The 25,930-nt window shown below is 60.5% G+C and carries 26 protein-coding genes and 1 pseudogene; 15 read left to right on the top strand and 12 right to left on the bottom strand.

All coding sequences use genetic code 11. From position 1 onward, the window contains the following. Positions 1 to 28 precede the first annotated feature (28 nt). Together ACX80D_RS12020 and ACX80D_RS12025 are read left to right on the top strand one after the other, a co-directional pair. The gene (locus ACX80D_RS12020; RefSeq protein WP_459322891.1) at positions 29 to 472 is read left to right on the top strand and encodes a hypothetical protein; all 444 of its coding nucleotides are present in this window, start codon (positions 29 to 31) and stop codon (positions 470 to 472) included. A gap of 92 nt (positions 473 to 564) precedes the next feature. Further along, the gene (locus tag ACX80D_RS12025) at positions 565 to 798 is read left to right on the top strand and encodes a hypothetical protein (protein ID WP_459322892.1); all 234 of its coding nucleotides are present in this window, start codon (positions 565 to 567) and stop codon (positions 796 to 798) included. An 85-nt stretch (positions 799 to 883) separates the two neighbouring features. On the opposite strand, the gene ACX80D_RS12030 is transcribed toward ACX80D_RS12025, so the two are convergent. Further along, entirely contained in the window at positions 884 to 2,518 is a 1,635-nt protein-coding gene (locus ACX80D_RS12030; RefSeq protein WP_459322893.1) for a peptide chain release factor 3, read from the bottom strand. 38 nt (positions 2,519 to 2,556) lie between these two features. Here ACX80D_RS12030 and ACX80D_RS12035 point away from each other — a divergent pair, with 38 nt between their 5' ends. The 3 genes from ACX80D_RS12035 (at position 2,557) to ACX80D_RS12045 (ending at position 5,075) form a co-directional block, all read left to right on the top strand. After that, positions 2,557 to 2,919 (top strand): hypothetical protein, encoded by a 363-nt coding sequence (locus ACX80D_RS12035; RefSeq protein ID WP_459322894.1) that lies wholly within the window; start codon positions 2,557 to 2,559, stop codon positions 2,917 to 2,919. A gap of 588 nt (positions 2,920 to 3,507) precedes the next feature. Continuing rightward, complete coding sequence (locus ACX80D_RS12040; protein WP_430268581.1) at positions 3,508 to 3,819, top strand: PadR family transcriptional regulator; 312 nt, start codon at positions 3,508 to 3,510, stop codon at positions 3,817 to 3,819. 2 nt (positions 3,820 to 3,821) lie between these two features. Then, a complete protein-coding gene (locus tag ACX80D_RS12045; RefSeq protein WP_459322896.1) occupies positions 3,822 to 5,075 on the top strand; it encodes an APC family permease in 1,254 nt (417 codons plus the stop codon). A gap of 181 nt (positions 5,076 to 5,256) precedes the next feature. Here ACX80D_RS12045 and ACX80D_RS12050 read toward each other — a convergent pair. Continuing rightward, positions 5,257 to 5,556, bottom strand: a pseudogene (locus ACX80D_RS12050) (STAS domain-containing protein); the annotation flags it as partial. Positions 5,557 to 5,631: 75 nt separating this feature from the next. On the opposite strand from ACX80D_RS12050, the gene ACX80D_RS12055 reads away from it, so the two are divergent. Then, a complete protein-coding gene (locus tag ACX80D_RS12055; RefSeq protein WP_459322897.1) occupies positions 5,632 to 8,586 on the top strand; it encodes a Tn3 family transposase in 2,955 nt (984 codons plus the stop codon). Positions 8,587 to 8,842: 256 nt separating this feature from the next. Here the strand turns inward: ACX80D_RS12055 and ACX80D_RS12060 are convergent, their stop codons facing one another. Together ACX80D_RS12060 and ACX80D_RS12065 are read right to left on the bottom strand one after the other, a co-directional pair. Beyond that, complete coding sequence (locus ACX80D_RS12060) at positions 8,843 to 9,451, bottom strand: hypothetical protein (protein ID WP_459322898.1); 609 nt, start codon at positions 9,449 to 9,451, stop codon at positions 8,843 to 8,845. 11 nt (positions 9,452 to 9,462) lie between these two features. Next, positions 9,463 to 9,759 carry a hypothetical protein gene (locus ACX80D_RS12065; protein ID WP_363884863.1) on the bottom strand — a complete coding sequence of 99 codons (297 nt, stop codon included), beginning with the start codon at positions 9,757 to 9,759 and terminating at the stop codon, positions 9,463 to 9,465. A 482-nt stretch (positions 9,760 to 10,241) separates the two neighbouring features. Between ACX80D_RS12065 and ACX80D_RS12070 the strand changes: the two genes are divergently transcribed. After that, positions 10,242 to 10,805 carry a recombinase family protein gene (locus ACX80D_RS12070; RefSeq protein WP_363884864.1) on the top strand — a complete coding sequence of 188 codons (564 nt, stop codon included), beginning with the start codon at positions 10,242 to 10,244 and terminating at the stop codon, positions 10,803 to 10,805. Between the two features lie 26 nt (positions 10,806 to 10,831). Here ACX80D_RS12070 and ACX80D_RS12075 read toward each other — a convergent pair whose 3' ends face one another. Further along, entirely contained in the window at positions 10,832 to 11,185 is a 354-nt protein-coding gene (locus ACX80D_RS12075; protein WP_459322900.1) for an LPD29 domain-containing protein, read from the bottom strand. An 83-nt stretch (positions 11,186 to 11,268) separates the two neighbouring features. Then, positions 11,269 to 11,697, bottom strand: coding sequence for a hypothetical protein (locus ACX80D_RS12080; RefSeq protein ID WP_459322901.1), 429 nt, complete (start codon positions 11,695 to 11,697; stop codon positions 11,269 to 11,271). Between the two features lie 691 nt (positions 11,698 to 12,388). Between ACX80D_RS12080 and ACX80D_RS12085 the strand changes: the two genes are divergently transcribed. The 8 genes from ACX80D_RS12085 to ACX80D_RS12120 all read left to right on the top strand — a co-directional run bounded on the left by ACX80D_RS12085 (position 12,389) and on the right by ACX80D_RS12120 (position 20,132). Then, positions 12,389 to 12,826 (top strand): hypothetical protein, encoded by a 438-nt coding sequence (locus tag ACX80D_RS12085; protein ID WP_459322903.1) that lies wholly within the window; start codon positions 12,389 to 12,391, stop codon positions 12,824 to 12,826. Then, on the top strand, positions 12,816 to 13,631 hold the full coding sequence (locus ACX80D_RS12090) for a zeta toxin family protein (protein ID WP_459322904.1): 816 nt from the start codon (positions 12,816 to 12,818) through the stop codon (positions 13,629 to 13,631). The genes ACX80D_RS12085 and ACX80D_RS12090 overlap by 11 nt, the downstream gene beginning before the upstream one ends. 598 nt (positions 13,632 to 14,229) lie before the next feature. Beyond that, positions 14,230 to 15,219 (top strand): dihydroxyacetone kinase subunit DhaK, encoded by a 990-nt coding sequence (locus ACX80D_RS12095; protein WP_459322905.1) that lies wholly within the window; start codon positions 14,230 to 14,232, stop codon positions 15,217 to 15,219. Beyond that, entirely contained in the window at positions 15,219 to 15,869 is a 651-nt protein-coding gene (dhaL, locus tag ACX80D_RS12100) for a dihydroxyacetone kinase subunit DhaL (protein WP_459322924.1), read from the top strand. Before ACX80D_RS12095 ends, dhaL begins: the two co-directional genes overlap by 1 nt. A 189-nt stretch (positions 15,870 to 16,058) precedes the next feature. Beyond that, on the top strand, positions 16,059 to 16,589 hold the full coding sequence (locus tag ACX80D_RS12105; RefSeq protein ID WP_459322906.1) for a type 1 glutamine amidotransferase domain-containing protein: 531 nt from the start codon (positions 16,059 to 16,061) through the stop codon (positions 16,587 to 16,589). 125 nt (positions 16,590 to 16,714) lie between these two features. Then, positions 16,715 to 18,391, top strand: a complete 1,677-nt coding sequence (locus tag ACX80D_RS12110) for a GMC family oxidoreductase (RefSeq protein ID WP_459322907.1) — start codon at positions 16,715 to 16,717, stop codon at positions 18,389 to 18,391. A 15-nt stretch (positions 18,392 to 18,406) separates the two neighbouring features. Next, complete coding sequence (locus ACX80D_RS12115; RefSeq protein ID WP_459322908.1) at positions 18,407 to 19,147, top strand: gluconate 2-dehydrogenase subunit 3 family protein; 741 nt, start codon at positions 18,407 to 18,409, stop codon at positions 19,145 to 19,147. A 628-nt stretch (positions 19,148 to 19,775) separates the two neighbouring features. After that, positions 19,776 to 20,132, top strand: a complete 357-nt coding sequence (locus ACX80D_RS12120) for a hypothetical protein (RefSeq protein WP_459322909.1) — start codon at positions 19,776 to 19,778, stop codon at positions 20,130 to 20,132. Positions 20,133 to 20,646: 514 nt separating this feature from the next. On the opposite strand, the gene ACX80D_RS12125 is transcribed toward ACX80D_RS12120, so the two are convergent. The 6 genes from ACX80D_RS12125 to ACX80D_RS12150 all read right to left on the bottom strand — a co-directional run bounded on the left by ACX80D_RS12125 (position 20,647) and on the right by ACX80D_RS12150 (position 25,791). Then, complete coding sequence (locus ACX80D_RS12125; RefSeq protein ID WP_459322910.1) at positions 20,647 to 21,363, bottom strand: FadR/GntR family transcriptional regulator; 717 nt, start codon at positions 21,361 to 21,363, stop codon at positions 20,647 to 20,649. A gap of 157 nt (positions 21,364 to 21,520) precedes the next feature. Continuing rightward, positions 21,521 to 22,399, bottom strand: coding sequence for an SMP-30/gluconolactonase/LRE family protein (locus ACX80D_RS12130; protein WP_459322912.1), 879 nt, complete (start codon positions 22,397 to 22,399; stop codon positions 21,521 to 21,523). Beyond that, entirely contained in the window at positions 22,399 to 23,343 is a 945-nt protein-coding gene (locus ACX80D_RS12135) for a sugar kinase (protein ID WP_459322913.1), read from the bottom strand. The genes ACX80D_RS12130 and ACX80D_RS12135 overlap by 1 nt, the downstream gene beginning before the upstream one ends. Beyond that, positions 23,328 to 23,960 (bottom strand): bifunctional 4-hydroxy-2-oxoglutarate aldolase/2-dehydro-3-deoxy-phosphogluconate aldolase, encoded by a 633-nt coding sequence (locus tag ACX80D_RS12140; protein WP_459322915.1) that lies wholly within the window; start codon positions 23,958 to 23,960, stop codon positions 23,328 to 23,330. Before ACX80D_RS12140 ends, ACX80D_RS12135 begins: the two co-directional genes overlap by 16 nt. A gap of 65 nt (positions 23,961 to 24,025) precedes the next feature. Then, a complete protein-coding gene (locus ACX80D_RS12145) occupies positions 24,026 to 25,150 on the bottom strand; it encodes a mandelate racemase/muconate lactonizing enzyme family protein (protein ID WP_459322916.1) in 1,125 nt (374 codons plus the stop codon). Positions 25,151 to 25,257: 107 nt separating this feature from the next. Next, the gene (locus ACX80D_RS12150; RefSeq protein WP_459322918.1) at positions 25,258 to 25,791 is read right to left on the bottom strand and encodes a type 1 glutamine amidotransferase domain-containing protein; all 534 of its coding nucleotides are present in this window, start codon (positions 25,789 to 25,791) and stop codon (positions 25,258 to 25,260) included. Positions 25,792 to 25,930: the final 139 nt, after the last annotated feature.

Raw genomic sequence — 25,930 nt, forward strand, 5'->3', positions numbered from 1 at the left:
ACCATAACGTTAGGGTAGAGTTGGGTTCATGAGATCTACATCAACCACACGCTCCCCCCACGCGGTTTCACTGCGTGAAATCTCGAAGACGTCGCAGGTCCAGGGAAAGCACATCAATCGCTACGGTGCCTTGGGATTGATCAACCCGGCACAAGGCGGAGAGGGACGCGAGCTGTACTTCACCGCGGACGTTCCCCTGATTTCGACGCTGCGGCTTTTTGAGCTCCACGGCTACCCGGCATCGGAACTGCGGCACATCGCCGAGACGCTCCAGCATGCGCGAAGCAACGGCGACCAACAGCTGCGAGAGGCGATCGGGGCACTCCTTGGGGCCCCGCTTCCGCCACAGGAGCCCTCGGTGGACGAGGCGGATTCCCGCGACAGAATGTCCTTGCGCTACGCCCTGCGGCGGTTCGCCCAGGGCCGGCCACAGGAAACACCGCACCAAAACCCGGAAGGCGGACCGAGATGACGTGTCAGGTAGGCGGGTGCCCCAATGCGGGGTCCGTGAGCTGGGACGCAGATACCGGCGCGATAGAGGTATGTGAGGACCATGGGGCGGAAATGGAATCGGGGTCCGAATGGATCCTGGATCCATTGACCGGAGGCGTGTTGCTCGGCGAGGCGGCTCCTGCCTCCATCGTGGCGCTCAGCGCCACCCGTGTCACCGGCGGCCGGCCGGGGTTGCTGCTCCGGATGACGACCACCCATTTGGGTGAGGCCGAGGATCTGGTCCTGGTGCTGCCGCCGGAGGAAATGGCGGTACTCGAACTGCTCTTGGACCGCTACAACGCATAGGGCGTGGCCGCGGCTCCGAGCCGACGGGCCGGGCGGGTTCACCCCCGGTCCCAAGCACGGGCCGGCCAGGGCTTCATCCGGAGAATCAACCTTGCGAGAGCTGGCGGTTGCCTGGTTCGCCGAAAAGTTCCGGGCATTGCTCCAGGGTGCGCCCGAGCTTCCATCGATCCCTGAACAGTCCGACGGGTTTCCCATTGGGCCGGTGGGCGACCTCGATGCCCGCGAGCATGGCGGTCTTTTCGGGTTCCTGCCCGAACAGGTCCCGGGCCATCGCATAGGGCAGCGGCTCGTCCACTGCGGCAGGGACGCCGAATTCACGCATCAACCGATCCAGGGCCACCTCAAACTGCAATTCCCCCACCGCCGCCAAGATCGGTGTCTGGCGCGTAGCGGTGCGGGAATAGAGGATCTGGATGGTGCCCTCTTCCTCGAGGTGGGAGATCCCCCGGGCGAAGGCCTTGAAGCGCCCGGCATCCAAGCTGCGCACCACCCGAAAATGCTCCGCATTGAAATGTGGCATGCGCGCAAAGCAAACGGCCGAACCGGCACGCACGGTGTCACCGATCCACAATCCGCCGGCATTGCTGAAACCGACAACGTCCCCTGGCCACGAGACATCTGCCGAACCGCGTTCCCTGCCGCTGAGATGGTGGGCATACTTGGAGGAAACCGGCTTCCCTGTTGACTCGTTCCGCAGTGCCATGCCGCGGTGGAAGATTCCGGAACAGACCCGGACAAAGGCAAGCTTGTCGTGGTGGTTCGGATTCATCCCCGACTGCACCTTGAAGACAAACCCGGAGAATCCGGCATCAAGGGGACGATCCGCACCCACGGAATCCGGGCGCGGTCCGGGCGCGGGCGCACGGTCCACCAGGAAATCCAGGAGCGGGGGGATTCCGAAGTTTGATGCCGCCGCAGCGAAGAGGACGGGCGTGGCTCGCCCTGCCAAAAAATCCTCCGTATCGAAACGGCCATTGACAGAGACGGCAATGTCGCAGTCTTCCCGTGCCTTCTCCCATGCCAACCCCGCATCCAGGGCTGCCTCCGCGGGTCCCAGGTCCTCGGTGGCGGCCAGATGGGCACCGGCATCAACGCGGCCCAGACGCGTGTAAATCCCGCTGTCCGGGGTGTATAGGCCGTGGAAATCACCCGCGATGCCCACCGGCCAGTTCAGCGGCACCGGCACCCGCCCCGTCGCATCCTGCACCTCGTCCAGCAACTCCAGCGTTTCGCGTCCGGGGCGGTCCCATTTGTTGAAGACCGTGAGCACCGGCAGTCCGAGTTCCCGGCACACCCCGAAGAGCTTCAACGTCTGGGACTCCATGCCCCGCGCGGAATCAACCAGCATGATCGCGCAATCAACGGCAGTCAGGACCCGGTAGGTGTCCTCCGAGAAATCCACATGCCCCGGGGTGTCCAGCAGGTTGAACACGATATGGCGGTACTCGAAGCGCAGCGCGGTGGAGCTGATGGAGATGCCGCGATCGCGTTCCATCGCCCCCCAATCTGACACGCTGGCCAGACGCCCCTGCTTCCCGTGCGTCACCCCGGCCTCCTTGATGACGTGCGCGTGCAGGGCCAAGGCCTCGGTGAGTGTCGATTTTCCCGCGTCCGGGTGAGAAATGATGGCAAAGGTCCTGCGCCTGCGCGCCTGGCGAAACACCTCCGTCCCTCCATCGGGGGGCAATGGTGCGAAATCGGTGAGAGAGTCTTGGGTCATACACCAAACATACCCTTACGTTAAGGTAGTGTTAAGCCATGATGCTCCACCAAAAACACCTCACCCCGGAACTGATCCCACTGGCGGACATCTCGGAAGCCACGGGAATACCGGCCGCTGCCATCCACCGCTTTACCGCCCTGCGGCTCCTGGAGGCCGACGGACAATGCGGAGGCGACGACGCATTCCACCACTCCGCCCTGCGCCCGATCATCCTCTTGCGGCTGATGGAACTGCTCGGCTACACCCCGCAGGATATGCGCATCCATGTCACCCAAGGGGAGACCGTAGACCATGTCCATGAGGTGATCGGCCATTTGGCAAGTCAGGCCGCAATGCACTCAACGCACCACCCCGAGATCGACTACCTGCTGGCGCAACTACGCGACCCCACTGACTGAAGTCAGGGCGCCGGGGCCTCACCTTGCCGGGTTCCCATCACCCAACGGCGAACCTCCCGATCCATGCCCACCGCAATCTGGGTCCTTCAACGTGCCACATAAAGATCAGAGAAACCTGCCAATTTCCGCTGCGATTCATACTTTGATCCCTAGATTCCGGGGGACAGAAAAAGCCCCGCGGGGTCCCGTGGGGCTTCCTGGTAAACGTTAGTTTTTCAAGACGCCGCCAAGGGCTCGCTTGGCGGCGCCCTGTCATTGGTGGGTCCATCAGAAGCCGACAGCAGGGTCGGCGCTGGCCTTTTCGGGCCGACTCCCGGATCCCATGTTGATGGGTGGTTCTGCACAGCAAATGCGGCCATTTCTGGTGCCACAAGCAATCGATGGGGAAGGTGGCGTGGCGGACGCCGGTTCCCTGCAGTATGGGAAGGTGCCCTTGGCCTCGAAATGCCACATGCAGCAGAAGAACGACACCGCCCCAGATGAACAGTTCACCAACAAACAGCGCAGCCGCTCCATACGAGCGGAATCGCCACTAATATCGATTCTAGATATCGGTTCCCGATATGACTGGTATTGAACGAGGTGCAAATGCGTGAACTCACCCGTGCCGCCGTCCGGCTGCACATCCTGCACCATGCCGCCGAGGAAGAAATTCACGGCGCATGGATGTCAGAGGAACTCTCCAACCACGGATACTCGATTTCCCCGGGGACGTTGTATCCAACCCTGCACCGGATGGAAGAGCAGGGACTGCTCACCTCCCGCCAGGATGTCGTTGGCGGGCGTCCCCGTCGAATCTACCGAGCCACACCACAGGGCCTTGAAGCGCTGGCCGAAGGCCGCAAGGCCGTTGCCGAGCTAGCCGCCGAAGTGCTCCCTAACGCCGCAAAAGGACAGTGACAATGAGTAATCATCCAACCTTGGCGCGCCGGCTGGGGACTGCCGACGCGGTGGTCATCGGGCTGGGGTCGATGATCGGCGCGGGCGTCTTTGCGGCCTTCACCCCCGCCGCCGCGGCGGCGGGGTCGGGCCTTTTGGTGGGTCTCGTGGTGGCGGCGTTTGTCGCGTTCTGCAATGCCACATCCTCCGCCCAACTCGCAGCGGCCTATCCAACCTCGGGTGGAACCTACGTCTACGGGCGTGAACGCCTTGGCCCGTGGCCGGGGTACCTGGCCGGATGGGGCTTCATCATCGGCAAGACCGCCAGCGCCGCGGCGATGGCCATGACGTTTGCCGCCTACGCGGCCCCGGTCGGATGGGAACGACCGGTCGCCATCGCCGCCGTGATCGGCCTCGCGGCCGTGAATTACCACGGAGTCACCCGCACCGCACGGCTGACGCGAATCCTGGTGGTTGCCGTACTCGTTGCCCTGGCCGTTGGCGTGGCCGCCGCCTGGGGAGGCAGCGAACCCGCTCCGCCGAACATTCTTGGCGAAGGCCTCCTGGCCCACGGGTGGTACGGGATCATGCAATCGGCGGGACTGCTGTTCTTCGCGTTCGCCGGGTACGCGAGGATCGCGACGATGGGCGAAGAAGTCCGCAACCCCCAGCGAACCATCCCGCGTGCCATCGGAATCTCCCTGCTCATCACGATCATCGTTTACGCGATCATCGCCGTGACGCTGCTGGCAGCCCTCGGGCCCGAGGGAATCGCGGCCTCCACAACCCCCTTGGCCGATGTCGTGAGCTCGGGTGCTTGGGCGTGGGCGGCGCCGATCGTACGCGTGGGCGCCGCCGTGGCAGCGCTGGGCGCACTGCTCGCCTTGGTGGCCGGGTTGGGCCGCACCAGCCTGGCCATGGCCAGGGAACACGACCTGCCGCATTGGCTTGCCGCCGTCCACCCTCGCTACCAGGTCCCGCATCGGGCCGAGGTGATCCTGGCGGTCGTGATTTGCGCCGTGATCGCCGCGGCGGATCTGCGTGGAGCCATCGGATTCTCATCCTTCGGCGTCCTGGTCTACTACCTGGTGGCAAACATCGCGGCGTTCACCCAACCTGCCGCTGATCGCCGCTACCCCAAGGCGCTGCAAGCCATCGGCGCCCTGGCCTGCGTTGCCCTGGTCGCGACGCTGCCACCGGCCTCGGTCCTGACCGGAGTGGCCGTCTTTGCTGTCGGGATCCTGCTGCGTGTGCTCCGGTTACGCCAGCACGGGTAGCTTCCGGATACAGGAGAGGAATCCCTAGCTGAAGCAGCAAGTTGGCCGCCAGTCCGCGATAACAGTCCTCGACAAAGAGCGAGGAAATCCACACGCGTCGCCGGGACCCGAGAGCGTCTCCGATCCGGTCGCTACCGGACACCTGAACCGGGGGTGATTTCGTTTGGCGGTTTAGATGCGGTTAGTGTCCGGCTCCGAGTTTGCCCGCCATGCGTTCGCGCATGTTCAGGCTGGCCGCGTTCAGGCCCTCGATTTCGACGGTCTTGCCGTACTTCTCATATTTTGCGGTGATGGCATCCAAGGAGGCGATCGTGGAGGCGTCCCACAGGTGCGAGTTGTACATGTCGATGACGACGTGGTCGGGATCCTCAACGTAGTCGAACTGGGTGTAGAGGTCGTTGGACGAAGCGAAGAAGAGCTCCCCGTTGACCTCGTACTTGGCGATCTGTTCTCCGAAGTGTTCCTCGATGCGCCGTTCCAGGCCCGGTGCTCCTGAACGTGTCGTGAGCCGCCAAGTTTGTAGCGGCACGGTGCCTGTTCATGTGATGGTGGTGGAGTGAATCCTAAACTTGTTGAAGACTGGACTTTGGTCGGGCGCGATTTGGACCTGCTTGGCCAGAAGCCCGGCCCCACGCGCCTGGGGTTCGCCTTGTTGCTGAAGTTCTTCGAGATCGAGGCGAGATTCCCGAGCGGACCGGATGAATTCGATCCCACCGCGGTGGCCTATGTTTCTGAGCAGGTCAGGGTTCCGGCAGAAGACCTTGCTTTGTATTTGTGGACGGGACGGACCATTGAGCGTCATCGCTCCGATATCCGATCTGTGTTTGGGTTTCGGGAGTTCACCTCCGCTGATGAGGCCCGGCTGGCGGGGTGGCTGGCAGAGAGGGTATGCCCCTCGGAAGTTCGTGACTCTGCGCTTCTCGAGGCTTTGCTGTCCAGGTGCCGTCAGGACAAGATTGAGCCGCCGGGGCGTGCGGGCAGGATTATCGGGGCCGGCCGGGCGTTATTTGAGCAGCACTTGTGTGCTGGTGTGGTCAAAGTGCTGGGGCAGGATGGTGCGGCTGGCCTGGAAGCGCTCATAGCTGACAGTGCAGCGGGGTCCTTGTTGTCGGTGTTGAAGGCTGATCCGGGCCCGGCTGGTTTGGAATCGCTGCTGGCGGAGGCGGAAAAGCTTTCAGCGGCCCAGGGCCTGGATCTTCCCTCCGGTTTGTTCGCGGGAGTGTCGGAGAAGGTCGTGAGCGCGTGGCGGTCCAGGGCGGCGCGGATGTATCCATCGGATTTCTGGGACGCGCCAACCCCGGTGCGGTTGACGTTGTTGGCCGCTTTGTGTCTTCAACGCACGGCGGAGATCGCCGACAGCCTGGTGGATCTGTTGCTCGTCCTGGTGCTGAAGATCAACACCAGTGCCGTCAGGAAGGTCGAGAAGGAACTGACCGGGGACCTGCAAAGGGTCCGTGGGAAGACGGTGTTGCTGTTCAAACTGGCAGAAACGGCGGTCGCATGCCCGGATGAGACGGTCCGGAAGGCAGTGTTCCCGGTGGTGAGCGAGAAAACCCTGCGGCAGCTGATCCAGGAAGCAAAATCCAACGAGACCGTGTTCCAGGGCAAAGTCCGGACCGTGCTGCGTGGATCGTACTCGAATCATTACCGCCGCATGCTGCCGGCCTTGCTGTCCGTGCTGCGGTTCCGCTGCCACAACACGGCATTCCGCCCCATCATGGACGCCATCGAGTTGCTGAAACGCTACGCGGACGCCGGAAGTAAAAACCAGTTCTTCGCCGCCACAGAGGCGGTCCCGGTCGCGGGTGTGGTGCCTAAGTCCTGGGAGGGTGCTGTCCGGGATGAGAAGGGCAGGATTGAGCGGATCCCTTATGAGCTCTGCCTGCTCGTGTCCTTACGGGATGCTTTGCGCCGTCGGGAGGTTTTTGTTGACGGTGCTGGAAAGTGGCGTGACCCGGAAGCTGACCTGCCCCAGGACTTCGATGCTTCACGTGAGCTTCACTATGAGGCCTTGCGTAAGCCGTTGGACCCGAACAAGTTCATTTCCGATCTTCGCTCAAGAATGACCAGGTCACTGGAGCAGCTGGACAACGGGCTGCTGGCCGATACCACCGGCGGGGTGACGATCACCAAACGCCGCGGGGCGCCGTGGATCAAGGTACCCAAGCTGGAGAAACTCGACGAGCCGGCCAACCTGGGCAAGCTCAAGGACGAGGTCCTGGCCCGGTGGGGCACCCTGGACCTGCTCGAGGTCCTCAAGGAGGCAGACTTCCTCACCGGATTCACCGAGGAATTCGTCTCCGTCGCCTCCCGCGAGGTCCTTGACCGGGAAACCCTGCGCCGGCGGTTGTTGCTCTGCCTTTTTGGGCTCGGAACGAACATGGGCATCAAGGCCGTGACCGATGCCGGCGGCCACGGGGAGAGCGAGCGGGAGTTGCGCCATGTCCGCCGGACCTTCATCACGAAGGACAACCTGCGCCGGGCCATCGTGAAAGTCGTCAACGCGACGTTCGACGCCAGGAACCCGGCTTGGTGGGGTGAAGGGAACGCGTGCGCATCGGATTCAAAGAAGTTCGGCTCCTGGGAATCGAACCTGATGACGGAATGGCACAACCGCTACGGCGGCCCCGGCGTGATGATCTATTGGCATGTGGAGAAGAAGTCGACCTGCATCTACTCGCAGTTGAAGAACTGTTCCTCGTCCGAGGTCGCGGCGATGATCGAAGGAGTCCTGCGCCACGACACCGAGGCCGAGATTGAGGCGAACTACGTCGACACCCACGGGGCCTCGATTGTCGGATTCGCGTTCACCGAGCTCCTTGGCTTCAAGCTGCTCCCGCGGTTGAAGAACATCGGTTCCATCCGCCTCTACCGTGCCGGCAATGAAGAAACCTATGGGGAGATCAATGACGTACTGTCCCGTCAGGTGAATTGGGAGATCATCGCCCAGCAATACGACCAGATGGTCAAATACGCCACAGCCCTCAAGCTCGGCACCGCCGAGTCGGAGACAATCCTGCGCCGCTTCACCAGGGGCGGCCCGAAACACCCCACCTACCAGGCCCTGGAAGAACTCGGCAGGGCCGTGCGGACGATCTTCGCCGCCGACTACCTCGCCAACGAAGATCTCCGACGCGAGATCAATTCCGGGCTGCAAGTGGTCGAGAATTGGAACAGCGGCAACGACGTCGTCTTCTACGGCAAGAATCGCGACCTGACCGGTCCCGACCGGGAAACGACCGAAGTCTCCATGCTCGCCCTACACCTGCTCCAGTCCTCGCTGGTCCTGGTCAACACGTTGATGCTGCAAACCGTGCTCGAGGTCCCCGAGTTCAACGAACTGCTCGAGCCAGAAGACCGAAGGGGTCTCTCCCCGTTGTTCTGGACCCATATCAACCCCTACGGGCGCTTCACCCTCGACATGACCACTCACTTGGATCTGGGCCCGGTATCTGCGAAACCGCGTCACCGTGCGGCAGACATCCGCCTGGTCCAGTCCGCTGTTTTGTAATGGAAAGGACCGGTATGGCCACGAACGAGAGGTCCATACCAAAAGGAACCGGTAAGCTGCTGCCCGCCAGAGTCTACATGGTCGGTAGCAGACCGAAGATCTGGCGGCTTTTCGACGTCGACTCCAACCATTTCAGGGTCATAAGCAGTAATGGAACGGAATTACACGATAGACCGTTCCATTGCTTCCAAGACCCCCACAATGCAACGCTGGGGCCGGACAAGTGGTGGTCCGGCCCCAGCGTTTATGCGATTCCTTAGTTCTGTGCGGCGAATGTCAGTTGGACACCATCAGGTGTTTTTTGCATGACTGCACCTGGTGGGAGAGCCTTCTCCGCTGTCCATTCGGAATCAACCCCTTCTGGTTGCGCGCTTCGGAAGGAGGCTCCACAGGCAATGCCAAACCACGGCGAGTAGATGGTGTTCGCCGTGTATGCGGGGTTCACGCCGGGAGGCGACTGGAAAGTGTACGATACGCGCGTGCGGAACGTGCCGGGACTTTGCGAACATGCGGTGTTCGCGACGCTTTTGTAAGTCTTACCGGCGACCGCGTTCAGCCACGACTCGGTATTGCCACCCCAGGAGGGTCCACCTGACTTCTCCAGATATGTGCGGATATAGATCTCGGTCATACCGATCGTGCACTTCAACGTGCCTTCGGAGTTGATCGTGCCGCTGACGTGAATGGAGCCATGGGGGTCGTTGGCCTTGATCGTGCAGGCACCGACCACAACAGCGTTCGCCGGAGCCGAGGCGACCGTCAGTCCTGTGAGGGCAAAGGCTATCGACAGCGTTCCCACCACTGCGGCTCTCCAGCGGATGGCAAGACTACGTCGTCTGCCGGTGTTGGGCTTCTTAGTACGCATAAGTACACCTTTCATTGGTTTTCCGATGAATCGGTGTGAAGAATGATGGTCTCTTGAGTGCCGCCGCCGTCAGCTGGTCTACCTCGAAGATGGTAGAAATCCGGTGAGCCAGCCCGCACATACAGCTCAAACGGGTTACCGTCCGAACGCTGCCTCGCCCAATCGAGTACTTCATCAAGATCGCACTCGGTGAGCTCCCAATCGTCCACGCTCCACGCAAAGCCATCCCTAGCAGGTGGTGTCCACAAACGAACACGAAAGATGGGATCATCCTGCACAGCAACCGGCTGTACAAACTCGACCTTCATATCGTCTCCCCCCGACGTATCCCCCCTACCGGTGATGCGCCTCACGCATCCACAACCGGTAATTTGAGCGCACATGCAGTGATGTGCGCTCAACCCTATTCAACATGCAGGACGGGCGAAAAGATAGACTGCCCGTTGACTCATTGAAAACTTCCGCACAGCCACTTACTGCCTCATCCGCTTGACGACTCCACAAATTCTTTCAGTTGGAAATCAGGATCAAGGTGCCTGTAATTGTCCTGCACTGTTCTGGGAATCTACCAAGCTGCCGCCTTGCCCCTGCGACCGCCCTACACTTCGCGGCCGGCTGACTCCTTCACACCCGCGGGAATCTAATCGACCGTCTGGTTGGGGTACACCCCAAATGGACGTCAGGAACTACGCCGTTTCATCTGTCAGGGTAAAGTCATTTTTTCTTTTTATTGACACACGGTGCCGAGGGTCTTAGATTTCATCCTGACAGTTTCAATCGTGGAGGTACTGTGAGCGGTCAGCGTCTGGGATACATCCGCGTCAGCAGTCTGGACCAAAACACACAGCGTCAACTGGAGAACATCCAGGTCGCCAGGATGTTCACGGACAAGGCATCGGGCAAGGACACGAAACGGCCCCAGCTGGAGGAACTGCTGAGGTTTGCCCGCGACGGGGACACCGTTCTCGTACACAGCATGGACCGGTTGGCCCGCAACCTCGATGATCTGCGCGCCGTGGTGCAAAAACTCACCAGGAAGGGCGTGCGGATCGAATTCCTGAAGGAAAACCTCGTCTTCACCGGCGAAGACTCGCCCCTGGCAAACCTCATGCTCTCCGTCATGGGCGCGTTCGCAGAATTCGAACGCGCCCTCATCGGTGAACGCCAACGCGAAGGCATAGCCCTCGCCAAAAAACGGGGCGCCTACCGGGGACGCAAGAAAGCCCTCTCCACCGAGCAGGCGGCAGAACTGACCCGACGCGCCGCTGCCGGAGAACCGAAAGCCGCCCTGGCCCGCGAATACGGCATCAGCCGCGAAACCGTCTACCAATACATCCGCCATGCCGCCAACTAAACCAAACTTGGCGGCTCACGACACCTTCAGGAGCACCGGGCCATAGAAGCCAAAACGTCAGCCCTAATGGCGTCATAGGTAGCCTGGGTAATCATGCGCATTGTGCGGATATGGTCGGCCCCGTACTGGATCCGCTGCCCTTCCTTCTCGTGGATCACGGGATCGCTGAAATCGCCGGATGCGTCCGGCTCTGTACCTTCAAAGCCTTTAACAATGGCGTCCACTTTTGGGGTGGTTGGTCCGCCTGTCCAGTTCACTTCCAAGCTCGCCCCGCCGGCGTATTTGGTGGTGCGGACTGAGAACTTGGTGCCGGGGAAATTCTCTTTCAGAGCTTTACGGACAAGCTTTGCGGTGTCTGTGGCGGAAGTATAAATGGTCATGACGGCTCTTTCTCATGTCGCTGATTGGTCGGGCTGTGGTGGCCCTCCCCGCTTTTTGGGAGGGCCACCACAAATTCACTTGGCTAGTCGAGCCAGCCGGGGTAAGGCTGGGCGTACTGGGCGGGAATGTCCGCTAGCTTTTCCGGGAGGTCCTTGGGGCCGTGTGCTTGGCCGTTGATCCAGCTGAAATGAGCTTGGGCGGTGATGGCTGCCCAGTGGGCTTTTTGCTCGCGGTACCACGTCGTTGATACGTCGCCCTCGCAATAGGTGGCCATGCCCCACAGGGGGCCTTTTTCGTCGGCGGTGCGAGTACCTGCCACCATGACGTAGGGCCACTGGCCCAAGTCCCAGCCGTCAATGCCCCAGTTGGGGATGACGGCCCATCCCTCGGTTTCGATTTCTTCCATCCAGTCGTACCCGTCGCCCTCGTGGAAGTTGCCCAGAATCTGGCCGTGGGTGATGACTTCCTTGGTGTCCTGCGTGGCTACGGCGGTCAGCGTTGTGATGCTCATAATGGTTGTGCTCCTTGTGCAAGGTGTGGGTGAGAGAGCGGCGTATCCTGGCCAGCTACTTTCTTTTCTCTCTCTTTACCCGTTGTTTTTTGGTTGCTGGCGGAGCTTGCGTAGCTGTGGCCGACGGAGCCGTGTCTACCCGCTAGGGCAAGGGCGGGAAAATGTGTGGAGGAAATAAGCGCAGCGCCGGAACATAATTTCCTGCCCGTAGGCCCCGACGCAGGAGGGGCTAGACGCGGTGGAGCGGACACGTAAAATCCGAAGGACAGCAACCAAAAAACGCGCAAGCGTTTTCAAAAACAAGGGGTGGGCACGGCCGAGCTTGCGACAGCCGGGCCCACCCCTAACAGTCGGCCGCGCAGCGGACGCCCATCAGTGGGTTGCGAGCGAGCGAGTACCAAACCTCTTCAAGGAGCTGAAAAATCATAGGCGGTACGCTGTTCAGCTCCAATCGTCCAGAGAGTCTCTGGACGATTGGGGTTTGCCCAGCAATTTGGCCGCTTAGGCCGAAGATTGATCGAACTCGATCTGGGCTACCCGAAGATGACACCACTGCCTTCATGCCATTGAATGACCCAATACGCGCAGGGCACTTCGAGCCTAAGCGGCGTAAAGGCTCGACGTCACCCACCAACATTGATTCATAGTGAATCAAAGGGTTAGACTGGCAATCTCAGGGAGAGGAGAACCGATGATCACCATGGACAGCAACCTTGCAGCGTTGCACCGCCAAGCACTGCAGCGCCAGGCTCGGCAGCGAGTGGATCTGCTGGATGAGTTGCGCGCAGTTCAGAACGCGGCACATCGCAATCTTACGCAGCGTGAAATCGCGGAGATCCTGGCAACGAGCCAAGCCAAGGTTTATAGGATGCTTAAAGCCATCGAGCGCCGCAACGACAACCTCGAGCTCGATCCCGAGGAGATCATCCTCCGCGCTTTCGCGTACGACACACCCCGGGAAAAATTGTTATCGGACTTGAAAGCATTCTCATACACCTTTGGGGAAGACGCACCTTACCCGCACGAAGGTAGGCTCCCCGGGACATGGGATCAAGTCGTTGCAGGCTTTGCCAAGGATCTGCTCACGGACGCTGAGTTCAATGAAGTGAGAGCGGCGATTGGCCGCTGAACAGGATGACGTACATGGTGCGCTGAGCGATCTATTGCGGCCTACTGGAAGCTTAGCTGTGCCGCCGCGTGAGCTGGCCGTGTACTTCGACGACCTCGCTATTGCCCGCTTGGCGAAAGCGTACATGGCTCTACAGCGCGATATATCTTCTGGAGGACACGCTGTGGTGGTCACGGCAGGTCCTCCCGGGGCTGGGAAGACGGAAGCGTTGGCTACCCTCGCGCTGCCTGGCTATCGAAGGATTGATCCTGATGTAGCCAAGGATCTAATCCTCAGAGAAGCAGAGCACCATGGTTTGCTCTTCTATCGCCATTCCTTTGTCCTGCCCGATGGCAAGCCTGTCGGGGTTCGTGAACTGGCGTCTCATGTTCACTCAATTTCGACAAAGACCACAGATATTGTCCGCCAGTTGGCGCTCTCAGCCGGGGAGAATGTTGTTATTGACGGGACTCTCTCTTGGGAACCACTGGCTGATCAGTACCTCAGTGAACTCTTCAGTGCAGGGTATGAAGAGCTCGAGGTAGTAGATGTTGAGGCGCCCTTGGCGACAGCCATCGCCCGAGCGCGAACCCGCTGGTGGGATGGGCGGCAAAAGGATCCACAGATGGGAGGCCGTTTTGTGCCAGATGACGTCATTGCACGCATCTTCACTGGCACTGCGGGAGTGTCCAACTGCGCAGCCAACGCCTGGGCCCTCGCAGAACGCGCCGCGGACGAACTAGGCAAAGGCGTTCTACGCCGATTCGATGTGGACCCTGCAACCGGAGTAGTCCGCCTTACCCAAGCCACTGCATTTAGCAGCTAAGTAACTTCCACCGCGTCAACCCAAACTCTGATAATTCTTTGCTGAAATGGCCCACCCGGAGCCCCTCCGAATTTGACACTTTCTTTTCACCGATAATAAAGATTATGTCAAGGCGCAGCTATCTGTATTCCGGAATGAAAATTGGGGCGAAGTGTCCTTGTCCTGTCTCATCTAAAGTGGACCAATCTCACTACATGAACCATTAGCAGGATTTCTCACATTACAGGTGGACCATCCACAAAAATTCCCCGAGATTCCGCGATTTTAGGACCCGTTCCAATGTCACCGATTCGATGTTTTGCATCAACTAAAGTGAGACAAAGTCAGATAATCTGACTATCAGGAGCGGACCAGAACTGCTAGATTCCCGGGGTTTTTGGGTTCAACTTCGATGAGACAAGACAGAATTGGCCTTTTGTCATCGCGGCGCCTCCTGCATTCAGGCCAGGACTCAACAGACTGGTCAATCTAGGAACCCTTGACACGCTGACAATCCTCATACAGTATGGAGGTCAGACCACCTGATGAGCTGGTCACCTGCCTATTAAGGCTGCGGTCCGCTACGCCTGGAAGATTTGGAGGTCCAATGAAGAAGTTCATGAATCAACCCGATGAGGTAGTCGAGGATTATCTAAGGGGATTAGTCGGGGCGCATCAACGGACTCTTGCTTGGGATGCCGATACCCGCGTTTTGCACCGCGCCCAGCCCCCGGCCCGGCCCAAGGTCGGGCTGGTCGGTGGAGGCGGATCGGGCTGCGAGCCAATGCACACCGGATTTGTCGGACATGGCATGCTCGATGTGGCCGTGCCTGGGCAAATATTCACCTCTCCTCCGCCCCAACAGATCGTGGCAGCGACCCGAAAGGCCGACACCGGCTGCGGAGTACTGCACATCATCAAGAACTTCACCGGCGAAGTCATGAACTTCGGCATGGCCGAGGAGATCCTCTCGTTCGAGGACATCGAGCTGGCCCAAGTGCTTATCAACGACGACGTCTCAATTCCTGACGATGGCGAGACAGCTGGTCGCCGGGGCCTAGGGGCGACAGTTCTGGTGGAAAAGATTGCCGGCGCCGCAGCGGAGGAAGGCGCCTCCTTGGCCGAGGTCAAAGTTCTCGCAGAGCGCGTCGTCGAACACTCCGGTAGCTTTGGGATCGGTCTGTCGTCGTGCACACCCCCGCTCCGGGGCCGACCTGTTTATGATCTGGCGGGGACGGAAATGGATTTGGGGATCGGAATCAGCGGTGAGCCAGGACGCGAAAGGATTGCCTTGGCCGGTGCCAAACGAATTGCGGAGATCATGGTTGCAGAGGTCTTGCACGACATCGCCCCTGCCGTTGATGCCGACCTGATCATGATCGTCAATGGCATGGGAGGCACGCCGCAAAATGAGCTGTATCTCCTAGCCGGCGAACTCGCCGCCGCGGCACAGGCACGGGGGTGTCAGGTGGTGCGGCAGCTGGTGGGCAGTTTTATCACGTCCTTGGATCAGCTGGGGGCGGCAGTGACGTTTCTGGAGGCGGACGAGGAAATGCTTAGATACTGGGATGCACCCGTTGAGACCCCGGCCCTGCGATGGGGACGATGATGACTGGGGTGCAAAATGAGTTGACGCGCAGCGATCTGGAACGGTGGATCCGGGATTTTTGCCAGCAAATCATGGTGCACCATGAGAGCCTGAGCAACCTCGACGCAGCGACAGGTGATGCCGACCACGGATCTAACATGGAGCGGGGAATGTCATCTCTCCTGGTCTCCCTGCCCGGATGGGACCCCACCTCTTTGCCGGGTCCTTTCCTCAAGGACGTGGGCCTGCATGTGGTCTCCAAGGTGGGCGGCTCCAGCGGTGCCCTCTACGGCACGATTTTCCTCAGAATGGCACGGACTCTCGGCGATCACGACCCCCACGTCTCCGATGGGGCTCTCGCCTCGGCTTTTGAAGCCGCGGCTCAGGGAATCGTGGACCGCGGCAAGGTGAAGCCCGGGGACAAGACGATGCTTGACGCCCTACACCCGGCAGTCCGCACCCTGCGGGACGAGTTGGCGGCGGGCAGATCACGAGCGGAGGCACTGGCCGCTGCAGCGCGCGCCTCAGATGCCGGACGGGAGGCGACCGCTGACATGGCTGCACGCCGAGGAAAGTCCAGCTACGCGCGGGAAAACTCCCGGGGAACCATCGATCCGGGGGCCGCCTCGGTGGCCATACTCATCCGCTCGGCACAACAAACCCTAGGATAACAAGCCCAGGAGAGCTCTCCGCCGTCAAGAAAACGCTTGACAAGGTTTCACTACTACGGAAGAGTTCAGACCACCTGATCAACAGATGACAAACCAGCATCTACCCCGCCGGTTACGGCGGGCGCCGGCTCAACGATCTGCTTGAATCCGTACCAAGATCCCCAGAATTGAACCACTAAACCGAAGGGCATGACCATGAGTTTGACCGGCAAGAAAATCGCTCTCCTCATTGAGGATGACTACCAAATTCTCGAGGGCTGGTACCCGCTGTTGAGAATGCAAGAAGCCGGTGCGGACGTCACCGTCGTCGGCAGCGGTACAAAGAGCTCTTATGACTCCAAAGAGCATTACCCGATGGAAGCCGATGCTGCAGCCAAAGATGTGGTGGCGGATGACTTTGACGCTGTCATCGTTCCGGGCGGGTTCGCCCCGGACCATATGAGGCTCCACCCGGAGATGATTGATTTCGTCAGGTCGATGGACGAAGCCGGAAAATTGGTTAGTTCAATTTGCCATGGCGGCTGGATCCTCGCCTCCGCAGGTGTGTGCCGCGACCGGAACATCACCGGTTATCTGCCCATCAAGGACGACGTCGTCAACGCTGGTGGCACCTGGGTCAACGAGGCGGTCGTGGAAGATGGCAACGTCATCACTTCCCGAACCCCGCCGGACCTGCCGTATTTCACAGCAGCCATCATTTCCTATTTGGAAAAGAAATAGGCCTCCCTGCCTTACTGCTCCCCGGCTGCCACTCGGCACCGGGGGCACATTAAGAACACTGGCGGACCCTTACCCCATGGAAGCGGCCCCCGGAACAAGTCGATTTAGATTCAAAGGAGAATTCTATGGGTACAAAAAAGAAGCCCGACCAGGTCGACGTCATTGTCGTCGGCCTCGGTGCCACCGGCGGAACTACGGCCAAGGTGCTCAGCGAGGCGGGTCTGAAAGTTGTCGGATTCGACCGGGGCCCATGGCTGCGCAACCATGAGCATTATTCAGGCGACGAGCTGAAGTTCGTGAACCGTGACTACATGTGGCCAGATCCGGGCCTGTTTCCCCGGACCGTCAGGTATTCCGAAACAGAAGAAGCCAAGCGCTTTGCCTTCTCTCCCACGCCACAAATGGTCGGTGGCGGAACCAACCACTGGGCCGGCTGGGTGCCACGCCCGCGCGAATCCGACTTCATGCTGCGCTCCCTTCACGGTGAACTCGAAGGCGCAAGCCTGGCCGACTGGCCGTTCCGCTACGAACACCTCGAACCCTATTTAACCAAGGTTGAGTGGGCGTTCGGAGTTTCGGGAATAGCTGGTGCCGACAAATATGAGCCGCATCGCAGCAAGGGCTACCCCAGCCCCCCGCTGCGGCCGACCCGATACGGCAAACGCTTCTATGACGCCTGCAACAGCATGGGCATCAATGCCTTCCCCCTTCCACACGCTATGGTCACCAACAACCACAACGGGCGTGACCCCTTCAACAAGACCAGCTTCTGGAACCAGTACGGCGACCCCTCGGGAGCACGGTCAAACATTTTGACCACCTTCATCCCCGACGCACTAGCCACGGGAAACTTTGAAGTCCGGGCGGAGAGCTTTGTCCGTGAGGTCAAGATGGGCAAGGACGGCAAGGCCACAGGGGTCATTTACATCGACCCGGACGGCGACGAAGTCGAGCAAGACGCCAAAGTGGTCATCTTGGCCCTAGGCGCTATCGAATCCGCCCGCCTGCTGCTCGTCTCCCGCAGCCCCCAGTTCCCTGACGGACTGGCCAACAGTTCCGGGCTGGTGGGAAAGAACGCCACGTTCCACGAATATCTCTTCGCCGTCGGACTGTTCGATAACGAAGTTGACGAACCACTGAACGGTTTTGCGGGGAACTACATCTCAGGTGGATCCCTCGAGTTCTACGAAACCGACACTAATCGCGGCCACATCGGCGGCAGCATCATTTCCGCCTCCCAGACGGCCCACCCCATCAACTGGGTTTTCCCTGGCCGGCCTAGTTGGGGCGAGGCCCTCAAGGATGCCGACCGGAACTACTTCAGCTACGCGATGAAGATCGGGATGATCCTGCACGACATGCCCGTTGAAGCCAACCGCGTCGACCTGGATCCGACGGTCAAGGACGCGTGGGGGCTGCCGGTGGCACGGATCACCCACAAACCCCATGCCAACGACATTGCCATGGGCAAGTGGCAGGTAGACAAGAATGCCGAAATCCTGCAAGCCGCTGGGGCACGCAAAACCGTCCCGGTCTACCTCGACAAAATGACAGGCAACACCTGCCATCAGCACGGCACAGCCAGAATGGGGTTTGACCCCAGCAAGAGCGTGCTCAACGAGTGGGGGCAGGCACACGACGTCGAAAACCTTTTCATCCTTGATGGCTCCGGTTTCCCCACTGCCACGGGCGTGAACCCCACTCTGACCATGATGGCCAATGCGTGGCGATGCTCGGACTACATCGCAGACATCTACTCGAAGGGTCGCGTCGAGCGGCTCGCCCCATCAACACTGATCTAGGAAGGAGCTCTCCCCATGACCCTCAAAGCAGACTGGGAAATCGTCGGGGCACCGGTAGACCCGGATTCCCAGGAACCATTGTTCTTTACCGACCACGAGTGGAACACTATCGAGGCCGCCACGGCCCGGATCATGCCAACCGACCACGATCCGGGAGCCAAGGAAGCCCGCGTGGTCGTCTTTATCGACAGATACATTTCAGGTATCGATTACGTCTATGCCGCTGCAGATGGTTCCGGATTCCTGAAGATCTCGGGCAAGGCGGCCGATGCCTGGCGTGCACGGCAATTCAAGATGCAGGAACTCTACCGCCACGGCCTCAAAGTCCTGGATGAGCTGTCCCAGCGCCTCCATGGCGGGAACTTCGTGGATCTCACGGCGGACCAGCAGGACCAAGTCTTCGTGGAGCTCTCGGGAGCCCCCAAACCCACGAAGGTCACCCACGGGACCAAAGAGCCTGTGACCACCTTTCTGCAGGGAGTCTTCGACGAGGATCTCTCCTTCTTCCAGACATTGTGCCTGCATACCAGGCAGGGATTCTACTGCGACCCTGTCTACGGTGGAAACAAAAATCGGATGGGATGGGAGACCATTGGGTTCCCCGGCCCCCTCTCCCTCAAGGACACCATGGACGGCACCTACGACACGACGCCGTATTTCTACGAGGGCGACTACGACTGGTACGACTTGATCCCGTATCTGCGTGAATCCACCGTGGCACAGCTGGACAATGAGCAGATGAACGACAAATCCTAAACGACAGCGCTCAGAAGGGGGCTTGAGGTCCGTCATTCATCCTCACGCCCCCTTCACACTGTCACCGATTCGAAGCCGGACTGGAACTGCGAAAGCCGGGCCAGTCCGGGTGGCCAGCAATCATGGATGGGTGGACCGGCGTCCATACCGTGTATGGAGGTGGCCCGCTATGTATAGCGGGCCACCTCGGACCTCATCGACCGCGCATGCACGGACGCCGCCCGGATACCTGCGGCCAACGTGACCGACGCACCCTGAACGGTAAAACTGTCGCCGTCTCAAGAGGGTCAGTGCCCGGTTGAGCTATTGAAAAATCACCCCTTGCTTTAATGCCCTGCTCAGAAGAGTCCTGCTGACACTGCAGACGACATATCTCTCAGGGCTCGTGGCCAGACCGTGAAGGGTTGGCAGCGGAAAGACGGCTGTGGCCGGGCTTTGTTTTTCACATATCTGGCCGGCTTTGCGGCAATCCCTGGACGCTGACACTTCTTACCGGTCAGAGCGGCCCTATCCGGACAATTCCCGAGGGCCTGATGAAGGTTTTCCCACACCCGTGTCGTCGGCATCGATACCCATGTGTACGTGTGACCCGGAACCTGCTCCTTCTTTTTACCGGCGACTGGACAGGTTGCAGACACTGCAATCTTCCGACGCGACCACCGGACTTGGGCGTGCCCTCACCCGGATTGACCGCCGTGCCACCGGCGCGACGGTCTTGGTCTCCATCAAGGGCGCAGTCTCCTTCGGTGCCGACTTGGCCCGTATCCCCTTGGAAACAGGAATTGCGGTTTGCGGGTCCCGCTCCCATCGTCCTCGGCAGCGACCTCCAGTGCCTGCTCCAGCCGCGGACTGGCGGAGATCGCAACAGCCCGTGCGCACCCTCCTGAATGCGCGGTGCAGCAAAAACATTCAGCGCTCCGGTGGCCGTGGCGCGTCCACCGCCCGAACGGTGGACTGGGATCGGCTCCCCGTTACCAAGCACTGATGCCCAAATCCTTGTCCTCTGGCTGGCGCGCTCATCTCCGCATTGACTACAAGGCCGACGTGGCACGAGCCGTCGGCTTGCGCCGGCCATGTCTAACATCTACTGTATGGCTGGCCATGGAGGGGCACCAGGGAGGACTAAGCGAAATCCTGGAGGCGAAGGTCCTCGGACTTCTGGACGTTTTTTGTCCTGACCCGTTATGGCGGCAAAAACTTGGTCGTTACTCACTCCAGAGGCGCGTTCGTTCCGGACCCGCCTTGACCGCCCTCGCCGGAGAGCCTCCGCTCTCAGACTCATCCGCTACCTCTCCGGTCGGCACAAGAGTCGGCAGTTGAATCGGGCGTGGGCAGCAGGGCTAGGACCCGCACGGGGATGGGCACTGCAAACCGGACTTAATGGGATGCACGCGGGAAGGCGGCCCACTCGCGAGATCCCCCGTGCTCCAGCAAGTTCCCGCTGGGCAGCTCTGCCGGAAAATCGGCACCACTATGCCCTATCTGGCCAGAGTAAAGGGTCAAATTGGGGTCGATGCCAGTTTCTTGGCAAGGTCACTTTCGACATCACTAATGTGGTCCAGAGCCGCTTTGCGTGCCACACCGGCCTGCCGGGCGATGATGGCGTCGACGATCTTTACATGCCCGGCGTGCGCCAGTTCCCGGCGCCCGGGCAGCGCAATCACTCGATGAGAGTATTCGACCAAGAGTGGCTCCAGGCTCTCATACAGTCTGCTCAGCAAACCGTTTCCGGCCGCCTTGGTGATGGTCTGGTGCAGCAGCACATCCAGCGCGATGAATTCCGTGTCGGTCAGGTCGGGATTGGCTGACTGCTCCAAGATGCCCTGCATCTGGGCAGTCACTACTGAGGTGTGGCGGTTGGCAGCCAGGCTGGCGGCTTCGCTTTCAAGCGTCCTCCGGACTTCAAAAAGTTCCGGCACGGTGAAATCGTCAAAAACCAAAATGTCGGCAGCGCCCGGGGTGTGCTTGACGTTGCTGACAACAAAAACCCCTACACCATGGCTGCTGCTCAGGAGGCCGCTGGATTCCACGCCCCTGATCGCTTCGCGCATGGAACTGCGGCTGACACCAAACTGGTCTGCCAGATCCCGTTCGGGCGGCAGCTTGTCGCCCACGCTGTAGTCCCCCCGGAGAATAAGCTGCTCCAGCTGGGCCGCAACGGCGTCGGACACTCTGAGCCGCTCGACGCGCTCAATCTTTGCAGGTTGTACGTTCATTTCCTGTCTCCTCCCCTGAAGTCCAGGTCTTCGTCCGAGAATGGTTCTCAGCCGACGTCCAGGCAGGACCTCAACTTAAACATCATCGGTCAACTCAAGTCTAACTGGTCCGGCCACCTGATAACGAGACCGTGGGTGTGGGCGAGTTGGGACGGTTTCATCCGCCAAACCGGTAAGGGGGCAATCCGCAGGTCCCGCTGTCGAGGGCAAAGATGGCACCCGCCAGCGGTTCAGCGGCCAGCTGTGCAGATGAGAGCCCGTGGCGGGCGCTGGTAATATAGAGCTGGCTCATTCCGGGCCCACCGAAGGCAACGCTCGTGACTCGTGAGACGGGCAGGTCGATGCTCTCCAGTAACGTGCCATTGGGCCGGTACCGGCGGACACAGCCGCCGTCCCACATGGCCACCCATACAGTGTCCTCGGCGTCGAGGGCCAACCCGTCAGGCGTCGCCGGTTCGCTAGGCATCTCCACCAAGGGCCGGGGTCGGCTAAGGGTTCCATCCCCCACATCGAAATCGTAGGCGTCTATTCTGCGTGCGGTGGAATCCACGTGGTAAAAGGTTTTTCCGTCCGCGCTCCAGTCCAGACCATTGGAAATGGACACACCGCTCAGCATGGTCTTGGCGGTCAACTGGGCGTCGATTCTGTAGAGACAACCTTGCCCGTCGGAAAGATCAGAGGCCATGGTGCCGGCCCACAGGCGACCGGCGGGATCGCAGGCCCCATCGTTCATCCGGTTGCCTGGGTTGTCTGCTTCGATGCCAAGCGCGAGAGTAAAGGATGAATTGTGGTCGTCGATGAAGCCGATGCCGTCACGAACAGCACAAACAAGACCACCCGTCTGGCGACGGGCAACCATGCCGACTGGTTGGCCGACGTTGTTGAGGCACTTGTCGACTCCGTCACGGGGGTTGAAAGCATGAACTTCACCGGCGAAGATGTCGACCCACAGCAGCTCCTGGCGCGCATCATCCCACCAAGGGCCCTCGCCCAGATCAGCCTTCGCGTCGAGGACGACTTCCGGTCTGCGGGACATTACCGGGCCGAGTCTTCTGCAGGGTCTGTGGTGGTCGCGTCCCGTGGGATGATGGCTCCATGCCAGCGAATGACCTCCGCGGCCAGGTAGTGGCCCGCCAAGGCGGCGGCCTGCGGAGATTGCCCCACCAGCCGTGCCGCGAGGTAACCTGCATTGAACGAATCCCCTGCCCCCGTGGTGTCGACCACCTCCGTCACCTGCTGGGCTGGGACCATCAGTTGTTTTCCGTCCGCGTGCACGAGGCATCCGTCGGCACCGTTTTTGATCACGATTTCCCTCACGCCCAGGGCCGCGATTCGTGCCGCGCAGGTCGTGGGATCCGGATCTCCGAAGAGGTGGTGTTCATCGTCAAAGGTTGGAAAGGCGTAGTCGGTTCGCCCGAGGGTTTTTTCGATGGCATCGCGTGCCTCGGCGGCATTCTGCCAGCCGGCGGGACGGTAGTTGGTGTCGAAGGCGACTAGCCCACCCCGGCGCCGTTGGGCGTCCAAGACATTCCATAGCCGCCGGCGGGCCAGCGGCGTGAGAATCTGCAGGGTGATCGCGGACAGATAGAGCACGTCGTAGCCGGTGAGCAGATGGTCTAGCTCCGGAGAATGTTGCGGGCCAAACAAGGACCTGGCTGGAGACCCGGAGCGATGGTAGGTAAACGACCGTTCCCCCGATGGATCGGTGCGCACAAGGTACAGCCCCGGGGTGGCGTCAGCCACGTGTTCAATCAAGGAGGTGCCGATACCGTTGTCCTCCATGCTGGCCACCATCTGATCGCTGTACCAGTCTGCACCCAACCGAGTAACGTAGTCCACGGTCACGGAGTCACCACCCAGACGGGCCAGATATGTGGCCGTATTGAGCGTGTCACCGCCATAGCCAAGCGATAGCGTCGAATCGTCGAGGTGGGTAAGTTCCAGCATGCATTCGCCGATGGCGGCTATTCCGATAGACATACGTCCATTCCGATCTCTGCGAGCAGTGCAGGGATGGTGATGTCCGCATCATTGCCGGAATAGAGGTCCCGTCCGACACCTACGGCGAAGGCACCAGCTGCAAGCCAGGAGGAAACGTCGGCCACAGGGATTCCCCCGGTCGGAATGATCCGGGATCCGGGCAGGATGGCCAGCATCGATTTCAGGTAGGACGGGCCACCCACATGGGCAGGAAATAGTTTGGCGACGCCTTTACCGGCCGCCGCGGCCAGCTCCCTGGGAGTGAATCCGCCCTCAATGAAGAGGCTGCCGGCTGCTTCGGCAACGCTGCGGACGGGCTCCGACGGATAGGGGCTGACCAGGAAGTCAGCGCCACTGTCGAGCGCTTGCTTGGCGGTGTTCTCGTTCACAATCGTGCCCACCCCGATCAGGGCCCTCGGCGCTTCCCGGCGCAGGTCCGCCAGCAAATCCTGCCAATCGGGTGTAGTGGCCGTCAGTTCCAAGGCGGTAAGGCCGCAGCGCAGAAGGCGCAGGGCGAGATCGTAACCCTCCTGCGCCGTAGCGCAGCGCAAGACCGGGAGGATTTTGGCGGCTCCCAGGCGCTCAACTATTTGCGTGGGTTCGGGGAGGTTGCTCATTATGGCCCTTCTACCTGCGGATGAGGCAGGTTGCATTGTCTGAAAGAGGTGTCGACGTGCGGCGGCTAGAGTGCGAGTTCGTACGTCGAGAACGCCTGGGGGGACAGCTCCACCCCGAGCCCGGGGGCGTCCTTAGCTTCGACGAAGCCGTCTTTAACCTCCAAGGCATCGACGAGCATTCCGTCCCACCCGGGTCCTCCGTATGCATCGAACTCGATCATGGGTGCGTTGTCACAGGCCAGGATCATGTGAAGTCCCGCAGCCAGCGCGATTCCCGTTCCGGAGGAGCAGGCGATGTGCGGAACACAGGTGATATTCCAAGCGCTGGCCATGTCGGCGACGCGCTTAGCCTCGGTAATGCCGCCGACGCTGGTGCAATCGGGTTGCAGCACGTCGAAGGTGCGACGGCTGAGAAGGTCGATGTACTCATACCTGGTCAAGAGGGATTCTCCGCCTGCTAACGGAATGTTGATGCGGTCGCTGAGCCAAGTATTGTCTTCGACATATTGGCTCAAACTCCGCGAGAGGATGGGCTCCTCAAGCCAGCGGAGCCGGAACGGTTCGAGTTCTTTGGCAAGTTCATACGCCCCTCGCCTGTCGTAGGACATGTTGGCGTCGACCATGATCTCCGGCGTGAAGCCGATGGCATCGCGAACCGACCCCAGGAGTTCCACTGCGGATTCGATATCGCCGGTGACCCGCAGCTTCATGGCAGTAAATCCATCGGCAACTGCCACCTTGACCTCCTCCACGATCTCCCCTGCTGGCTTAAGCGCGGGGGCGAAGTAGGCGCGGACCTTGGGCTTGGATGCGCCTAAGAGACGGTACACTGGCTGGTTGCTGATTTTTCCCAACAAGTCCCACAGGGCGATGTCAACACCGCTAACGGCATAGGTTTCGATGCCGCGCCGACCCCACATATGTGTGGCATCAAGCATTTCCTGCCAGAGGCCGCCGATATCGCGGGGGTCACGGCCAACGAGCATGGGAGCCAACTGCTGGTTGATGATCGGACCAACCGTGGGAAAGTAGACCGCCGAGAAGCCGGCTTCCCCGATGCCTTCAAATCCCTCGTCTGTCGTGATCTTTACGACGATACCGCCCTTGACTTTGACGGCCATCGCGCCCCATCGCAGTTCTTCGTCCAGGGGGACGCCTAGCGGCGTTGCAGTGACACTGGTTATCTTCATTCGACTTTCCTTCAGTTGGCGGACGGGCTTTGCAGTCCTGATGAGTGGCTGTACTCCAGGCGGCCCCGGCTTCAACATCCGGGGCCGCCCGGTCTTACGTGGCGTGGTTAGTTGGCTTCCCGCTGCAGGTAGGCCACCAGGGCGCCGCCAAAGGCCGGCAGGTCTATAGGGGTCCGGGAAGTGATCACGTTGCCGTCTTCAACGACAGCCGCATCGACCCATACCCCGCCGGCATGGGTGACGTCATCGCGGATGGGCAGGTAGCCCGTCGCGCGGCGGCCATCCTTGAGAACGCCCGCGGAAGCCAAGATCCAGCCGCCGTGACAAATGGCAGCCACCAACTTGCCGGCTTCGTGGGCGGTGCGGACAAGGTCGATCATTTCCGGATGCAGGCGCATGTTGTCCGGGGCAAATCCTCCCGGAACGATGACGGCGTCGAAGTCGGTTCCGGTGACTTCTCCGGCGGCGGCATCCACCTCCATCGGATAGTGCTCTTTTGAGTCGTAGCTCTTCTTGGTGCCGCTGCCAATGACCGATACCTGGGCCCCAGCCTCCTCGAGGCGCAGTTTGGGATACCAGGCTTCAAGGACCTGGTATTCGTCTTCGATCAAAAGGGCGACTTTCTTGCCGGAGAGTGACATGTGTTTATCCCTAAAATTGGTGAGTGTCGGGGTGGGTTAGGAGGCGTCGAGCATCTCGAGGAATTCAATGCTGGTGCGCACGTCCCCATGGTTGGCTTGGATGTTGCGCAGGGATTCCCAGTGCTGGCCGTAGCCGAGA

The sequence above is a fragment of the Arthrobacter sp. Sr24 genome (assembly GCF_054511175.1).

Coding starts and splice junctions, on each gene's coding strand:
- ACX80D_RS12020 (WP_459322891.1), top strand. CDS start 29: ATGAGATCTACATCAACCACACGCTCCCCCCACGCGGTTTCACTGCGT.
- ACX80D_RS12025 (WP_459322892.1), top strand. CDS start 565: ATGGAATCGGGGTCCGAATGGATCCTGGATCCATTGACCGGAGGCGTG.
- ACX80D_RS12030 (WP_459322893.1), bottom strand. CDS start 2,518: ATGACCCAAGACTCTCTCACCGATTTCGCACCATTGCCCCCCGATGGA.
- ACX80D_RS12035 (WP_459322894.1), top strand. CDS start 2,557: ATGATGCTCCACCAAAAACACCTCACCCCGGAACTGATCCCACTGGCG.
- ACX80D_RS12040 (WP_430268581.1), top strand. CDS start 3,508: ATGCGTGAACTCACCCGTGCCGCCGTCCGGCTGCACATCCTGCACCAT.
- ACX80D_RS12045 (WP_459322896.1), top strand. CDS start 3,822: ATGAGTAATCATCCAACCTTGGCGCGCCGGCTGGGGACTGCCGACGCG.
- ACX80D_RS12060 (WP_459322898.1), bottom strand. CDS start 9,451: ATGCGTACTAAGAAGCCCAACACCGGCAGACGACGTAGTCTTGCCATC.
- ACX80D_RS12065 (WP_363884863.1), bottom strand. CDS start 9,759: ATGAAGGTCGAGTTTGTACAGCCGGTTGCTGTGCAGGATGATCCCATC.
- ACX80D_RS12075 (WP_459322900.1), bottom strand. CDS start 11,185: ATGACCATTTATACTTCCGCCACAGACACCGCAAAGCTTGTCCGTAAA.
- ACX80D_RS12080 (WP_459322901.1), bottom strand. CDS start 11,697: ATGAGCATCACAACGCTGACCGCCGTAGCCACGCAGGACACCAAGGAA.
- ACX80D_RS12085 (WP_459322903.1), top strand. CDS start 12,389: ATGATCACCATGGACAGCAACCTTGCAGCGTTGCACCGCCAAGCACTG.
- ACX80D_RS12095 (WP_459322905.1), top strand. CDS start 14,230: ATGAATCAACCCGATGAGGTAGTCGAGGATTATCTAAGGGGATTAGTC.
- dhaL (WP_459322924.1), top strand. CDS start 15,219: ATGACTGGGGTGCAAAATGAGTTGACGCGCAGCGATCTGGAACGGTGG.
- ACX80D_RS12105 (WP_459322906.1), top strand. CDS start 16,059: ATGACCATGAGTTTGACCGGCAAGAAAATCGCTCTCCTCATTGAGGAT.
- ACX80D_RS12110 (WP_459322907.1), top strand. CDS start 16,715: ATGGGTACAAAAAAGAAGCCCGACCAGGTCGACGTCATTGTCGTCGGC.
- ACX80D_RS12115 (WP_459322908.1), top strand. CDS start 18,407: ATGACCCTCAAAGCAGACTGGGAAATCGTCGGGGCACCGGTAGACCCG.
- ACX80D_RS12125 (WP_459322910.1), bottom strand. CDS start 21,363: ATGAACGTACAACCTGCAAAGATTGAGCGCGTCGAGCGGCTCAGAGTG.
- ACX80D_RS12130 (WP_459322912.1), bottom strand. CDS start 22,399: ATGTCCCGCAGACCGGAAGTCGTCCTCGACGCGAAGGCTGATCTGGGC.
- ACX80D_RS12135 (WP_459322913.1), bottom strand. CDS start 23,343: ATGTCTATCGGAATAGCCGCCATCGGCGAATGCATGCTGGAACTTACC.
- ACX80D_RS12140 (WP_459322915.1), bottom strand. CDS start 23,960: ATGAGCAACCTCCCCGAACCCACGCAAATAGTTGAGCGCCTGGGAGCC.
- ACX80D_RS12145 (WP_459322916.1), bottom strand. CDS start 25,150: ATGAAGATAACCAGTGTCACTGCAACGCCGCTAGGCGTCCCCCTGGAC.
- ACX80D_RS12150 (WP_459322918.1), bottom strand. CDS start 25,791: ATGTCACTCTCCGGCAAGAAAGTCGCCCTTTTGATCGAAGACGAATAC.